At 68.9% G+C, this 13,310-nt stretch carries 17 protein-coding genes and 1 tRNA gene; 17 read left to right on the top strand and 1 reads right to left on the bottom strand.

What is annotated here, in order from left to right; genetic code table 11:
• Positions 1-38: 38 nt before the first annotated feature.
• The 11 genes from AB0H78_RS17875 to AB0H78_RS17825 all read left to right on the top strand — a co-directional run bounded on the left by AB0H78_RS17875 (position 39) and on the right by AB0H78_RS17825 (position 5,973).
• Positions 39-674 carry a DUF2637 domain-containing protein gene (locus AB0H78_RS17875; RefSeq protein ID WP_363235355.1) on the top strand — a complete coding sequence of 212 codons (636 nt, stop codon included), beginning with the start codon at positions 39-41 and terminating at the stop codon, positions 672-674.
• Positions 675-689: 15 nt separating this feature from the next.
• Complete coding sequence (locus AB0H78_RS17870) at positions 690-881, top strand: mobile element transfer protein (protein ID WP_363235354.1); 192 nt, start codon at positions 690-692, stop codon at positions 879-881.
• Positions 882-905: 24 nt separating this feature from the next.
• Positions 906-1,061 carry a hypothetical protein gene (locus tag AB0H78_RS17865; protein ID WP_363235353.1) on the top strand — a complete coding sequence of 52 codons (156 nt, stop codon included), beginning with the start codon at positions 906-908 and terminating at the stop codon, positions 1,059-1,061.
• Between the two features lie 28 nt (positions 1,062-1,089).
• Positions 1,090-1,452 (top strand): SpdD-like protein, encoded by a 363-nt coding sequence (locus tag AB0H78_RS17860; protein ID WP_363235352.1) that lies wholly within the window; start codon positions 1,090-1,092, stop codon positions 1,450-1,452.
• Positions 1,453-1,543: 91 nt separating this feature from the next.
• Positions 1,544-1,750: a hypothetical protein gene (locus AB0H78_RS17855; RefSeq protein WP_363235351.1), complete on the top strand. Its 207-nt coding sequence runs from the start codon at positions 1,544-1,546 to the stop codon at positions 1,748-1,750.
• Positions 1,747-1,986, top strand: coding sequence for a hypothetical protein (locus AB0H78_RS17850; RefSeq protein WP_363235350.1), 240 nt, complete (start codon positions 1,747-1,749; stop codon positions 1,984-1,986). The genes AB0H78_RS17855 and AB0H78_RS17850 overlap by 4 nt, the downstream gene beginning before the upstream one ends.
• Positions 1,983-2,648 carry an SAM-dependent methyltransferase gene (locus AB0H78_RS17845; RefSeq protein WP_363235349.1) on the top strand — a complete coding sequence of 222 codons (666 nt, stop codon included), beginning with the start codon at positions 1,983-1,985 and terminating at the stop codon, positions 2,646-2,648. Before AB0H78_RS17850 ends, AB0H78_RS17845 begins: the two co-directional genes overlap by 4 nt.
• Positions 2,645-3,055, top strand: coding sequence for a hypothetical protein (locus AB0H78_RS17840; RefSeq protein ID WP_363235348.1), 411 nt, complete (start codon positions 2,645-2,647; stop codon positions 3,053-3,055). The genes AB0H78_RS17845 and AB0H78_RS17840 overlap by 4 nt, the downstream gene beginning before the upstream one ends.
• Positions 3,048-4,418, top strand: a complete 1,371-nt coding sequence (repSA, locus tag AB0H78_RS17835) for a replication initiator protein RepSA (protein WP_363235347.1) — start codon at positions 3,048-3,050, stop codon at positions 4,416-4,418. Before AB0H78_RS17840 ends, repSA begins: the two co-directional genes overlap by 8 nt.
• Positions 4,419-4,444: 26 nt before the next feature.
• Positions 4,445-4,603, top strand: a complete 159-nt coding sequence (locus tag AB0H78_RS17830) for an excisionase (protein ID WP_363235643.1) — start codon at positions 4,445-4,447, stop codon at positions 4,601-4,603.
• Complete coding sequence (locus AB0H78_RS17825) at positions 4,600-5,973, top strand: site-specific integrase (RefSeq protein WP_363235346.1); 1,374 nt, start codon at positions 4,600-4,602, stop codon at positions 5,971-5,973. Before AB0H78_RS17830 ends, AB0H78_RS17825 begins: the two co-directional genes overlap by 4 nt.
• A gap of 219 nt (positions 5,974-6,192) precedes the next feature.
• Here the strand turns inward: AB0H78_RS17825 and AB0H78_RS17820 are convergent.
• Positions 6,193-6,264, bottom strand: a tRNA-Arg gene (locus tag AB0H78_RS17820).
• Positions 6,265-6,373: 109 nt separating this feature from the next.
• On the opposite strand from AB0H78_RS17820, the gene AB0H78_RS17815 reads away from it, so the two are divergent.
• From AB0H78_RS17815 to thrB, 6 genes are all read left to right on the top strand, one after another.
• Positions 6,374-6,886 carry a response regulator gene (locus AB0H78_RS17815; RefSeq protein WP_363235345.1) on the top strand — a complete coding sequence of 171 codons (513 nt, stop codon included), beginning with the start codon at positions 6,374-6,376 and terminating at the stop codon, positions 6,884-6,886.
• A 92-nt stretch (positions 6,887-6,978) separates the two neighbouring features.
• Positions 6,979-7,971: an ArgS-related anticodon-binding protein NrtL gene (gene nrtL, locus AB0H78_RS17810; RefSeq protein WP_363235344.1), complete on the top strand. Its 993-nt coding sequence runs from the start codon at positions 6,979-6,981 to the stop codon at positions 7,969-7,971.
• Positions 7,972-7,998: 27 nt separating this feature from the next.
• A complete protein-coding gene (gene lysA / locus AB0H78_RS17805; protein WP_363235343.1) occupies positions 7,999-9,390 on the top strand; it encodes a diaminopimelate decarboxylase in 1,392 nt (463 codons plus the stop codon).
• Positions 9,391-9,485: 95 nt separating this feature from the next.
• A complete protein-coding gene (locus tag AB0H78_RS17800; RefSeq protein WP_363235342.1) occupies positions 9,486-10,787 on the top strand; it encodes a homoserine dehydrogenase in 1,302 nt (433 codons plus the stop codon).
• Positions 10,788-10,793: 6 nt separating this feature from the next.
• A complete protein-coding gene (thrC, locus tag AB0H78_RS17795; protein WP_363235341.1) occupies positions 10,794-11,864 on the top strand; it encodes a threonine synthase in 1,071 nt (356 codons plus the stop codon).
• Positions 11,865-12,090: 226 nt separating this feature from the next.
• On the top strand, positions 12,091-13,011 hold the full coding sequence (gene thrB, locus AB0H78_RS17790) for a homoserine kinase (protein ID WP_363235340.1): 921 nt from the start codon (positions 12,091-12,093) through the stop codon (positions 13,009-13,011).
• Positions 13,012-13,310 lie beyond the last annotated feature (299 nt).

The following is a 13,310-nucleotide window of genomic DNA, read 5'->3' as shown; positions in this document are numbered from 1 at the left end:
CGCCCGGCAACGGCCCCAACCCCAGGAAGGGGGACCCCGTGACCAAGACCCTGCGCATGGACGCCGTACTCGTACAGGCCGTGATCGCCGGTGCCCTGTCCTTCGCCCACCTCCACGACATCGCCGACGCGGCCGGACAACACGGCTGGAAAGCCTGGGCCTACCCCATCAGCGTGGATCTCCTCCTCGTCGCCGCCTGGCGTCGGCTCCGCACAACCGGACCGTCACGCCTCGCCTGGTGCTGGTTCCTCGTCGCGCTGACCGCATCCCTGGGAGCGAACGTGGCGACGGCCGGATTCCTCGACCTCGCCAACGCTCCGGCATGGCTGCGGTTCCTGGTGGCTGGCTGGCCTGCGCTCGCGTTCATGGGCGGCACCCTCCTCGCCCACGCACCCTCGACCGCGGCAACTGTGCCGGCCGAATCGGCCCCCGCTCCGGCCGCGGAAAGCGTCGCCCTCGACCGCGAGGAAACCCCCGTTGCCGAACCGGCGCCTGCACTGCCCGCCTTCCCTGAGCCCGTGATGGAGGTTCCGGCCGCGCTGGTGGACCACGCACGCAAGGTCGCCGCCGCACACCGCACCACCACTGGCCACCCGATCGACACCGACACCCTGCGCGCCCGCCTCGGTGTCCCCGCCCCGATGGCACAAGCCATCGCCGCCCAACTCACCTGAGAGGACTGATCAGTTATGCCGCACGGATTCCTGTTCCAACGCCTCATGCGCTACGGGCCCGTCGAGATCGGCACCGGCCTCAACCGCGAAGGCAAGAAGTCCTACCTGGCCACCTGCACCTCGAATGCGTGCGGCTGGTCCTCGGACTTCGCGACCTACTCCGCATGCTGCATGGCGGCCAAGAGTCACCGCTGCTACCCCCGCTGACCCCATCGATCTAGGAGCCCTGTCATGTCCGTACCGCTGTGGTTCGCCCTGATGGTCGTCGGCTACCTCGGCATCAAGCTCGCCCGCCCGCCGCTCTGGCTGGTCCTGGTGATCCTCCTCGGCGGCTACCTCCTCGCCGACAGTTTCCTGGCCCCCGCCCTCAACGACGCACTCAAGTAACCCCACCTGAACCGAAGGGAGTTCGACCATGTTCCAGCCCCGCGTACCCCTCAACCCGCTGCCGACCGGCGACGTGGTTCCGGTGATCCACCCGACCGCCATAGTCCAGCCGCACGCCATGATCCCGCAGCAGCACACCGGAGCCTGCTCCTGCCAGCACACCCCCGCCCCGGCCCCGGTTCCTGTGGCTCCGGCGCGTTCCGGAGTGCAGATCACCACCGGTGGCGTGATCGCCCTCGCCCTCGGCGGTACCGGCGTCGTCCTGGTGATCGGCGCGGTCCTGGTCTCAATGTTCCTTGCCGTTGCGATCACGGGGGCATCCCTCGCGATCTGCGCGCTCGTCATCCGTTCACTGCTCAACACCCAGCCGACGCCTGCCCGGCGTCGCTGACTGGCCCCCGGAGCGGCCTTAACCGCCAAGTCTCGTCCGCTCCGGGCGCCGTGCCCCTACCCGATCCACTGAACCGGAAGGACCACCCATCATGCCCGACCGTCAGCCTCGCCCTGCCCGGATCTGCCCCGCCTGTGACGGCTTCGCCTCCGTCAAGGTCACCCTCGGCGGCCGCAACCGTACCGGCCACCTGCACACGATCACCGCCCACTGCCTGACCTGCCATGGCACCGGAACTGCGACGCACTGGCTCGCCACTACTCCGATCATCGCGTCCAAGGCGGGTGCGAGGGCATGAGTGACCTGACTCCTACCTTGGACTTTCCCGGCCTGCACATCGTCGCGGCACCGATCTACCGCGGTCACGATGACTCCGCCCGCTGGTCGACGCACACGGACGGTGCCCCGTCGGCGTCCTACGTCTGTGGCGGCTGCGGACAGTCGGATGAGGCCGCTGGTAGCGACAACGTCAAAGCCCTCGTGGACGACTACACCGCCCATCACGGGCCCGCGCACCGCGGCGGTCGCTCATGACCAGCACCGCGCGTAACGGACTGCGTGTCCTAGATTTGTTCAGCTGCCAGGGCGGTGCCGGTATGGGCTACAACCTGGCCGGCTTCGACGTCACCGGAGTCGACCTGGCGCCCCAGCCCCGCTACCCCTTCGCCTTTATTCAGGGTGATGCGATCGACTACCTGCGGGCGCACGGTGAAGAGTTCGACTTCATCCATGCTTCCCCGCCCTGCCAGCTCGACAGCGACTGCCAGCGCATCCAGGGGCGCGTTCACCCGGACCTGATCGGCCCCACCCGTACCGCTCTCCAGTCCACGGGCATCCCGTGGGTGATCGAGAACGTGAACGGTGCCCGCCCCAAGCTGCGTGGTCCGGTCGAGCTGTGCGGGACGATGTTCGGGCTGGAGACCTACCGGCATCGGCTTTTTGAGACCGGCGGAGGCTTCACGTTCTCCCCGGCCGCGCATCCTCTCCACACTGCGCCGCAAGCCAAGATGGGGCGCCCGATTCCGGCCGGCTCCTACGGGCAGTTCATCGGGAACTTCTCCGGTGTCGAGCACGCCCGGCAGGTCATGAACGTGCCCTGGATGAACCGCGACGGCATCCGTGAATGCATCCCCCCGGCCTACACACACTGGGTGGCCACGCAGTTCCTCGCCTCTGTACAGGAGGTGGCTGCATGACCACCGCCACGCAAGTAAGGGCGCTGACCATCTGGCAGCCCTGGGCATCGTGCATCGCCTACGGCACCAAACGGATTGAGAACCGGAGTTGGCCCATCGCCTACCGCGGGCTGGTGCTCATCCACGCCGGACGGACAAACGATCCCGCAGCCGACGAAGTCCCGCTCACCCGACCGTTCCTGATCCGCCCGCAACCGCATGGCGCAATCGTCGCCACCGCCCAACTCGTCGACTGCCACGCGGATGACGGCTGGTGCTCACTGTGGGCGGCCCGCGGCCTGTGGCACTGGAAACTGTCCGACGTGCAGCGGCTTCCTCGCCCCGTGCCGTGCCTGGGATCACGTGGTTTATGGACCCCGGATGCCGGCATCCTCACCGCCGTGCGAGAGGCGGTGCACCGTGGCTGACACCCTCTTGGACCCCATCGTCCTTCGCGACCTACTGCGGGTCGCCTCCCAACCCGACTTCGCCCGCTGGGAAGAGCAGATCCGTCGTACTGGTGGCTGCGCAGAGCCGATTCACCTCACGGGCTGGACGCTCGCCAAGGAGAAGACGACAGGCGAGACGCTGCGCCACTTCTCGACGCAGGATGAGCCTGGCGGTCGGCTGCGTATCGCCTGCGGAAACCGCCGTGCCTCGCGCTGCCCCTCCTGCGCATGGACGTACGCCGGCGACACTTACCATCTGATCCGCGCAGGCCTCGCAGGAGACGACCGTCGCGACATCCCCGCCACCGTTCGCGACCACCCCCGCGTCTTCGCCACCCTCACCGCACCCTCATTCGGCGCGGTCCACAACCGTCCCGACCGTGGGCGCTGCCGCTGCGGAACACGGCACGCTGCGGACGACGTAGCCCTTGGGACCGCGCTCGATCCGAGCACGTACGACTACGCGGGGACAGTGCTGTTCAACAACGGTGCCGGAGAGCTGTGGCAGCGCTTCACCAACCGGCTTCGCCGCGAAATCGCCTCCCGCGCCGGCCTCACGCAACGCGCACTCGCCGACTCTGCCCGCCTGTCATTCGGCAAGGTCGCCGAATTCCAGAAGCGTGGCGCGATCCACTTTCACGCCGTGATCCGTATCGACGGTCCCGAAGGTCCCGACACCCCGCCACCGTCCTGGGCGACCGTCGACCTGCTCACGGACGCGATCGGCGCCGCTGCCCGCCACTCCTACACGAGCATCAGCGTCCCGCTGGCGGGCGACCAACCCGCCCGTACGTTCCGCTGGGGGCGGCAACTCGATGTGCGGCCGGTTAGGGCGTTCGGGGACGGCTCCGACATCACAGAGCAGGCGGTCGCCTCGTACGTCGCCAAGTACGCCACCAAGGCCGCGGAAGCGACCGGCACCCTGGACCGACGCGTGTCCGAACTGGCAGACCTCGACCGCCACCACGTGCCCGACCATGCACGCCGACTGATCACCGCGTGCAAGGCACTCGATCCGCTCTACCCCGCCTACCGGCTTTGGGCCTGGGCGCACATGCTCGGCTTCCGCGGGCACTTCAGCAGCAAATCCCGCCGGTACTCCACCACCCTGGGCGAACTCCGCCAGGCCCGCGCAGACTTCCGCGCTGCCCAGGAACGCCAAGCCCTGGGCGTGGCTGCTCTCGATCCTGACACCGTGCTAGTCCTCGCCGACTGGCAGTACGCCGGCCACGGACACACCCCGGGCGAATCCGCACTGGCCGCGACAATCGCCCGCGACCTCCAACTCAACCGCGACACCGCCCGCGAGGCAATGCGCTCACAAGCAGGGGAGGCGGCGTGAGGGACGAACTACTGACGGTGCCGGAGATGCTGATCGAGCTCAAGGACGTGTCGCGCCGAACCTTCTACCGATGGCGTGAGCTGGGGAAAGGGCCTTCGCTCTTCAAGCTGCCCAACGGGGAACTGCGGGCCTGGCGAAGCGACTTTGACGCATGGCTGCACAGCCTTGAGCGGGTGGTCGCGTGAAGTCCCTCGACGTCAAGATCTGGGGCGTCCGCAAGAGGGGCACCCAAAGGGTCTCGTATGAGGTGCGCTGGCGGGTGGCGGACCAAGTGTTCCCCGAGTCGTTCCGAACCAAAGGACTGGCCGAGAACTTCCGATCCAAGCTGCTCCGGGCTGCTCATGCCGGCGAGGAATTCGACACTGAGACTGGGCTTCCTGACTCGCTTGCCGAGAAAGCGGAGTCGCTGAGCTGGTACTCATTCGCTCTGAAGTACCTGGCGATGAAGTGGCCCCACGTGGCACCGAACACCCGTGACGGCATGAACGAATCCCTGGTGGCGGCGACGCTCGCACTTCTGGATGATCGAACTGGGCGACCTGCTGACGGCCTGCTTCGCAAGGCGTTGCGGAACTGGGCCTTCGTGCTTCCGGGGCCTGCAGACCGCGAGCTCCCGGCCGACGTCGCCAACGCCCTGCACTGGGTCGGCCGCGCATCCCGCCCGCTCTCCGATCTTGCCAACCCCGCCACCATGCGGTCCGTGCTCGACTCCCTCAAGCTCAAGTTGGACGGGACTCCAGCCGCGGCGGAAACCGTTAGGCGCAAGCGAAACACCCTGGTCAACGCCATGCACTACGCAATTGATCTGGGGGAGTTCAAAGAGAATCCAGTCACCGCGGTGCGCTGGCAGAAACCGAAGGTAGTGAAGCAGGTCGATCCCCGCGTTGTCGCCAACCCTCAGCAAGCACGGTCGCTACTGCACGCGGTGTCGTACGTGGGTGGCTACCGGCGCGCTCGCGGGCGTCGTCTCGTCGGCCTCTTCGCCGGCATGTACTTCGGCGCCTTCCGGCCCGCTGAGTCTGTAGGTCTGAAGGAAACTGACCTGACTCTCCCCGATGCCGGGTGGGGAATGGCCCTGCTGCACCGAACACGTCCCTACGTCGGCAAGCAGTGGACCGACAACGGCCAGACGCACGATGACCGCGGGCTGAAGAACCGTCCCGTGGAGGAGGTGCGTCCCGTGCCGATCCCGCCCCAACTCGTCGCGATCTACCGCCAGCATCTCGACACCTTCGGCACCGCCGATGATGGACGGCTCTTCACCAACGAGCGTGGGGGAGTGGTCGGAGGGTCTACGTACTCTCGCGTCTGGCGAGAGGCCCGGGTGCTCGCGCTCCCGCCGGCTGCCGTCGTCTCCCCGCTCGCGGACGTCCCCTATGCCCTGCGGCACTCCGCGCTGTCCACCTGGCTCAACGCTGGGGTCGACGCCACCGAAGTAGCTGAGCGCGCGGGCAACAGTGTCGAGGTCCTTCTAGGCCGGTACGCCAAGTGCATCGATGGTCGTCAGGGGGTGGCCAACCGACGCATTGAAGACCTGTTGCGCGAGTACGAGTGAGCCACTGAGATCCGCGGCATGATGGAAGCCCCTGGGACTGCCCGGGGGCTTCGTCATTTTCTCGTGCTGACCTGGGCAGACAGCCTCAAGATCATGTCCACGAATAGGCCACAGCCGCTGTCATAGAGCTGCCTAGCGCTGCATCTGGCTGCACATACGCGAAGACCCCGTTCTCAGCGAAACCGCTGATGGCGGGGTCTTTGGGCACCTCGTAAAAGGTGCCCCCGGTAGGATTCGAACCTACGCATCCGGCTCCGGAGGCCGACGCTCTATCCCCTGAGCTACGGGGGCGTATCGCCGCGGTGAAGCGGCGACGAGTTGAACCTTACCAGCTCAGCGGGGGTGGCCAGGAACGACATTTTCGCGGGGTTCGGGTGCTGGTACCCCGGAGGGGGTGGAAGTGGGCAAAACCCGGACGCGGCGGCGTCGGCGGACCTACTCTCGAGTGGTGTCGGGCATGTCCGGCCGGGTGCTTGTCGTCGACGACAACAAGGTCATCCGGCAACTGATCAGGGTCAATCTCGAGCTGGAGGGCTTCGAGGTCGTGACCGCGGCCGATGGTGTCGAATGCCTGGACATCGTGCAGCGCGTCCGCCCCGATGTGATCACTCTCGATGTGGTGATGCCGCGCCTGGACGGGCTGCGGACCGCCGCCAGACTGCGTTCCGATCCGCTGACGAGCCGGCTGCCGGTCGTGATCGTCAGCGCTTGTACGCAGTACGAGGTCGAGACCGGTGTGGACGCCGGTGTCGACGCCTTCCTCGCGAAGCCCTTCGAGCCCTCCGAACTGATCCAGTTGGTGCGGCAGTTGATGGTCCGGGCGGAGGCGCCGCCGTCCCCGGAGGACATCTCCCGGCAGCAGACCGCGGCGAGCGTGCGCGAAGCCGGGCGGGCGGGGAGTGCGCGCGGCTGACGGGACGGGCGGGCGGACGAGCGGAGGTCCAGCGTGACCGCATCGCGAAACCGGTTGGCGAGGGGACCCCTCTTCTCCCATACGCTGGTCCCGTGACCCCAGCAGATCTCTCCCGTACCGTCGTGCGCGCCGTGCGCACCGCGGTCGACGAGGGTGCCCTGCGCGTGGTCGTCCCGGAGTCGGTCAAGGTCGAGCGGTCGCGGCCCGGAGGGCAGGGCGACTACGCCACCAGCGCCGCGCTCCAGCTGGCCGGACCTGCGGGAATGGCCCCTCGGCAGGTCGCCGAGGCACTTCGCGCGCGGATCGCCCGCACCCCGGGCATCGCCGCCGTCGAGATCACCGGGCCCGGCTTCCTGAACTTCACCCTCGCCGCCGACGGCTCGGGCGACCTCGTACGCACCGTGCTCGCGCAGGGGCTGGAGTACGGACACGGCGACGCCCTCGCCGGCACCGACGTACCCCTGGGGCCGGTGGACGAGACACGCGCCGCCGTCGTCACCCACACCGTCGTCACGCTGCTCCGCAGCCAGGGCGCCCGCGCCTCCGTCGTCCCCGGCGCCCCCGAAACCCTCCGGCCGGTCCCGCTGCCCCCCGGCGACGACACCTTCGCCCGCCTCGGATCCGACGCCGCCCGCTGGGGCATGCTGCGGCCCGCCGCGCACGACCACCCGTACACCGGCGAGGAACTGCTCGCCCAGCGCGAGAGCAATCCCCTCTTCCGGGTCCGGTACGCGTACGCCCGCACCCGGGCCCTCACCCGCAACGCCCACGACCTGGGCTTCGAGGGTGCGTACGAAGAGGCCGCGTACGAGGAAAGCATCGAGGCCCCCGCCCTCCTCGCCGCCCTTGCCGACCACCCCGCCGTCCTCGAGGCCGCCGCCCGCCACCGCGCCCCCGACCGCCTCGCCCGGCACCTGGTCACCACCGCCGACGCACTCCTCGACCTCCACCCCACGGTGCTGCCCATCGGCGACGAGAAACCCTCGGCCGCCCACCGCTCCCGGCTGGCCCTCGCCGAGGCCGCAGGGACGGTGCTCGCAGGCGGCCTGTCCCTGCTCGGCATCAGCGCACCCGAATTCATCTGAGTACGAAGAGTCTGAGAGAGCGAAGAGATGAGCCGTTCCGCCCACCCCGCAGGGCCCCGCCACGCCGACGTCCTCCCCGAGGGCCACTACGCGGCGCCGCCCGCCGACCTCAACTCCCTGGACGAGAAGGTCTGGTCGCGCACCGTCGGCCGCAACGCCGACGGCGTCGCCACCGTCGCCGGCATCGAAGTCACCCGCCTCGCCGAGGAGTTCGGCACCCCCGCGTACTTCCTCGACGAAGCCGACTTCCGTGCCCGCTGCCGCGCCTGGGCCGACGCCTTCGGCCAGGACGCCGACGTCTTCTACGCGGGCAAGGCCTTCCTCTCCCGCGCGATCGTCCGCTGGCTGCAGGAAGAAGGCCTCAACCTCGACGTCTGCTCCGGCGGCGAGCTGACCACCGCACTCGACGCCGGAATGCCCGCCGAGCGCATCGCCTTCCACGGCAACAACAAGACGGTCGATGAGATCGAGCGCGCGGTCCGCGCGGGCGTCGGCCGCATCGTCCTCGACTCCTTCCAGGAGATCGTCCGCGTCGCGCACATCGCGCAGAGCCTCGGCAAGCGCCAGCCCGTGCTGCTCCGCGTCACCGTCGGAGTCGAGGCGCACACCCACGAGTTCATCGCCACCGCGCACGAGGACCAGAAGTTCGGCATCGCGCTCGCGGGCGGCCAGGCCGCCGAGGCCGTACGCCGCGCACTCAAGCTCGACGGGCTCGAACTCCTCGGCATCCACAGCCACATCGGCTCGCAGATCTTCGACATGGCGGGCTTCGAGGTCTCCGCCCGCCGCGTCGTCCAGCTCCTCGCCGAGATCCGCGACGAGCACGGCGTCGAGCTCCCCGAGATCGACCTCGGCGGCGGGCTCGGCATCGCGTACACCTCCGACGACGACCCCCGCGAGCCGCAGGAGATCGCCAAGGCGCTCGGCGAGATCGTCACCCGCGAGTGCGAGTCCGCCAGCCTGCGCAGCCCCCGCATCTCCGTGGAGCCGGGCCGCGCGATCGTCGGCCCGACGGCCTTCACGCTGTACGAGGTCGGCACCATCAAGCCCCTCGAAGGGCTGCGCACCTACGTCAGCGTCGATGGCGGCATGTCCGACAACATCCGCACCGCGCTCTACGACGCCGAGTACACCGTCGCCCTCGTCTCGCGTACGTCCACCGCCGAGCCCATGCTGGTCCGTGTGGTCGGAAAGCACTGTGAGAGCGGCGACATCGTCGTCAAGGACGCCTTCCTTCCCGCGGACCTGGCGCCGGGCGACCTGATCGCCGTCCCCGCCACCGGCGCGTACTGCCGCTCCATGGCGAGCAACTACAACCACGCCCTTCGCCCGCCCGTCGTCGCGGTCCGCGACGGCGAGTCCCGGGTGATCGTCCGGCGCGAGACAGAGGAAGATCTCCTGCGTCTCGATGTCGGCTAGTGAAATAACAGTCTCAGGATCCGGACGGGAGACAGAAACTCCCGTCCGGTGAGTGAGACTGGTCCACACCGTAGAAGTATGAGAAGTGAGGTCGGATGATGCGTACGCGTCCGCTGAAGGTGGCGCTGCTGGGCTGTGGAGTGGTCGGCTCAGAGGTGGCGCGCATCATGACGACGCACGCCGACGACCTCACGGCCCGTATCGGGGCCCCCGTAGAGCTCGCCGGTGTAGCCGTCCGCCGTCCCTCCAAGGTGCGCGAGGGCATCGACCCCGCCCTGATCACCACCGATGCGACAGCCCTGGTCAAACGCGGGGACATCGACGTCGTCATCGAGGTCATCGGCGGCATCGAGCCCGCCCGCACCCTGATCACCACCGCCTTCGAGCACGGCGCGTCCGTCGTCTCCGCCAACAAGGCACTCCTCGCCGAGGACGGCGCGGCCCTGCACGCCAAGGCCGAGGAGCACGGCAAGGACCTCTACTACGAGGCGGCGGTCGCCGGCGCGATTCCCCTCGTACGCCCGCTGCGCGAGTCCCTCGCCGGCGACAAGGTCAACCGCGTCCTGGGCATCGTGAACGGCACCACGAACTTCATCCTCGACAAGATGGACTCCTCGGGCGCCGGCTACTCCGAAGCACTCGACGAGGCCACCGCCCTCGGGTACGCGGAAGCCGACCCCACCGCCGACGTCGAGGGCTTCGACGCCGCCGCCAAGGCCGCCATCCTCGCCGGAATCGCCTTCCACACCCGGGTGCGCATGGGCGAGGTCTATCGCGAAGGCCTCACCGAGGTCACCGCCGCCGACATCGCATCCGCGAAGCGCATGGGCTGTACGGTCAAGCTCCTCGCGATCTGCGAGCGCGCCGCCGACGGCAAGTCCGTCACGGCCCGCGTCCACCCCGCGATGATCCCGCTGACCCACCCCCTCGCCTCCGTACGCGAGGCGTACAACGCGGTCTTCGTCGAGGCCGAGGCGGCCGGCCAGCTCATGTTCTACGGACCCGGCGCCGGCGGCGCCCCGACCGCATCCGCCGTCCTCGGCGACCTGGTCGCGGTCTGCCGCAACAAGCTCAACGAGTCCACAGGACCCGGGGAATCCGCGTACACGCGTCTGCCCGTCAGCCCCATGGGCGACGTGGTCACGCGCTACCACATCAGTCTCGACGTGGCCGACAAGCCGGGCGTGCTCGCCCAGGTGGCGACGGTCTTCGCCGAGCAGGGCGTATCGATCGATACCGTCCGACAGCAGGGCCGACCTGACAGCGCCGGCGAGGCATCGCTCGTCGTCGTCACCCACCGCGCACCCGACGCAGCCCTTTCCGGGACCGTCGAGGCACTGCGCAAGCTCGACACCGTGCGCGGTGTCGCCAGCATCATGCGTGTTGAAGGGGAGTAAGGACCCATGACCACCAAGGGCACCCACCAGTGGCGCGGCATCATCGAGGAGTACCGGGACCGTCTGCCGGTCACGAGCGCGACGCCCGTCGTCACGCTCCGCGAGGGCGGTACGCCGCTCGTCCCCGCTCAGGTCCTCTCCGAGCGCACGGGCTGCGAGGTGCACCTCAAGGTCGAGGGCGCCAACCCCACCGGGTCCTTCAAGGACCGCGGCATGACCATGGCGATCACCCGCGCCAAGGAGGAAGGTGCGAAGGCGGTCATCTGCGCCTCCACCGGCAACACCTCCGCGTCGGCCGCCGCCTACGCGGTACGCGCCGGAATGGTCTGCGCCGTCCTGGTCCCGCAGGGCAAGATCGCGATCGGCAAGATGGGCCAGGCGCTGGTCCACGGCGCCAAGATCCTCCAGGTCGACGGAAACTTCGACGACTGCCTGACCCTCGCCCGCCAGCTCTCCGACAACTACCCGGTGGCGCTGGTCAATTCGGTCAACCCGGTCCGTATCGAGGGCCAGAAGACCGCCGCGTTCGAGATCGTCGACGCACTCGGCGACGCCCCGGACATCCACGTCCTTCCCGTGGGCAACGCAGGCAACATCACAGCCTATTGGAAGGGCTACAAGGAGTACGCGGCCGACGCGATCTCCACCCACACCCCCCGGATGTGGGGCTTCCAGGCCTCCGGCTCGGCGCCCATCGTGCGCGGCGAGATCGTCAAGGACCCCTCGACGATCGCCACCGCGATTCGCATCGGCAACCCCGCCTCCTGGCAGTACGCACTCAACGCGCGCGACGAGTCGGGCGGCTTCATCGACGAGGTGACGGACCGTCAAATCCTGGCCGCCTACCGCCTTCTCGCGGCCCAGGAGGGCGTCTTCGTGGAGCCCGCGTCGGCCGCATCGGTCGCCGGACTCCTCAAGGCCGTCGACGAGGGCAAGGTCGATCCCGGCCAGAAGATCGTCTGCACGGTGACCGGCAACGGCCTCAAGGACCCCGACTGGGCCGTCGCCGGCGCCCCCCAGCCGGTCACGGTCCCGGTCGACGCGGTCGCCGCGGCGGAGCGCCTCGGTCTCGTCTAGAACGCCCCGGTACGTAATAGAGCGCACAGGGGGCTCGCGACACGCATCGTGCGCCTCCTGTGCGCCCTATGTCGCCACAGAACCTTCCTTCGATAAGCTGTCCCCAACCCGCCCGCCGCATATGCCGCGGTGCTGTTGCCGCCAAGGCCTTTCGGGTACTCAAAACAGCAGGAAATCCCGCAGCCGACACCAGGTCTGCAGTCTCACAAGGAGAGTCATCAGAGCGATGGCCGGTCCCGCCTTCCGCGCCGCTGCCGTCCGGGTGCGCGTCCCCGCTTCCAGCGCCAACCTCGGACCGGGCTTCGACGCCTTCGGACTCTCTCTCGGCCTGTACGACGACGTGGTCGTGCGCGTCGCCGACGCCGGACTGCACATCGACATCGCGGGCGAGGGCGCCGAGACGCTGCCCCGTGACGAGAACCACCTGCTCGTACGCTCCCTGCGCACCGCCTTCGACCTGCTCGGCGGACAGCCGCGCGGCCTGGAGATCGTCTGCGCCAACCGCATCCCGCACGGCCGCGGCCTCGGCTCCTCGTCCGCCGCGATCTGCGCCGGAATCGTCGCCGCCCGCGCCGTGACCATAGGCGGGGCGGAGAAGCTCGACGACGAGGCGCTGCTGGAGCTCGCCACCGAGATCGAGGGCCACCCCGACAACGTCGCCGCCTGTCTGCTCGGCGGCTTCACGCTCGCCTGGACCGACGGGGGTGCGGCCAGGGCCATCCGTATGGATCCCGCCGCTTCCGTCGTTCCCGTCGTCTTCGTACCGGGTAAGCCCGTACTGACGGAGACCGCACGGGGCCTGCTGCCGCGGACCGTCCCCCATGTGGACGCCGCCGCGAACGCGGGCCGCGCGGCTCTTCTCGTGGAAGCACTGACCCGGCGCCCCGAGCTGCTGCTCGCGGCGACCGAGGACCGACTGCACCAGGAGTACCGTGCTCCCGCGATGCCGGAAAGCGTGGCCCTGGTGAACCGACTGCGCGCGGACGGCGTCCCTGCAGTCATCTCCGGTGCGGGCCCCACGGTGCTCGCGCTGGTCGAGGACAGTGCGGCCGACAAGGTCGCACGGCTGGCGGGAGAGGGCTGGGCGGCGAACCGGCTGGCCTTCGACGTCCCGGGTGCGAGCGTCCTGCCGCTCGGATCGCAGTAGTCGCCAGGCCACAGCTTGCCGGTATGGAGAGGGGGAATGTTTGTTGGATCCGGTAGTGTTAATCTCAAGTCTGCACTCGACGTCGTTGTGGCGCGGTGCTTCGTGTCCCCATCAGGGACCGCTTTTCTTCCGAGAGCCTCCCCCACTGCCTGAGCAGCCTGCCTAGCAGTTCGAGCACGCTCCGGAACCGGCCCCGAGCCGGACACCCCTCAGCACATTTGTTTCTCCGCCATACCCGACGGACAGCACAACCGGTCGCCGAGCCAGACAGGCCGACGTCCGCTCCAGGGAAGGACCCC

The sequence above is a fragment of the Streptomyces sp. NPDC050738 genome (assembly GCF_040654175.1).
In the GTDB taxonomy this organism is placed as follows: domain Bacteria; phylum Actinomycetota; class Actinomycetes; order Streptomycetales; family Streptomycetaceae; genus Streptomyces.
This window is presented reverse-complemented; position numbering and strand designations above follow the sequence as displayed.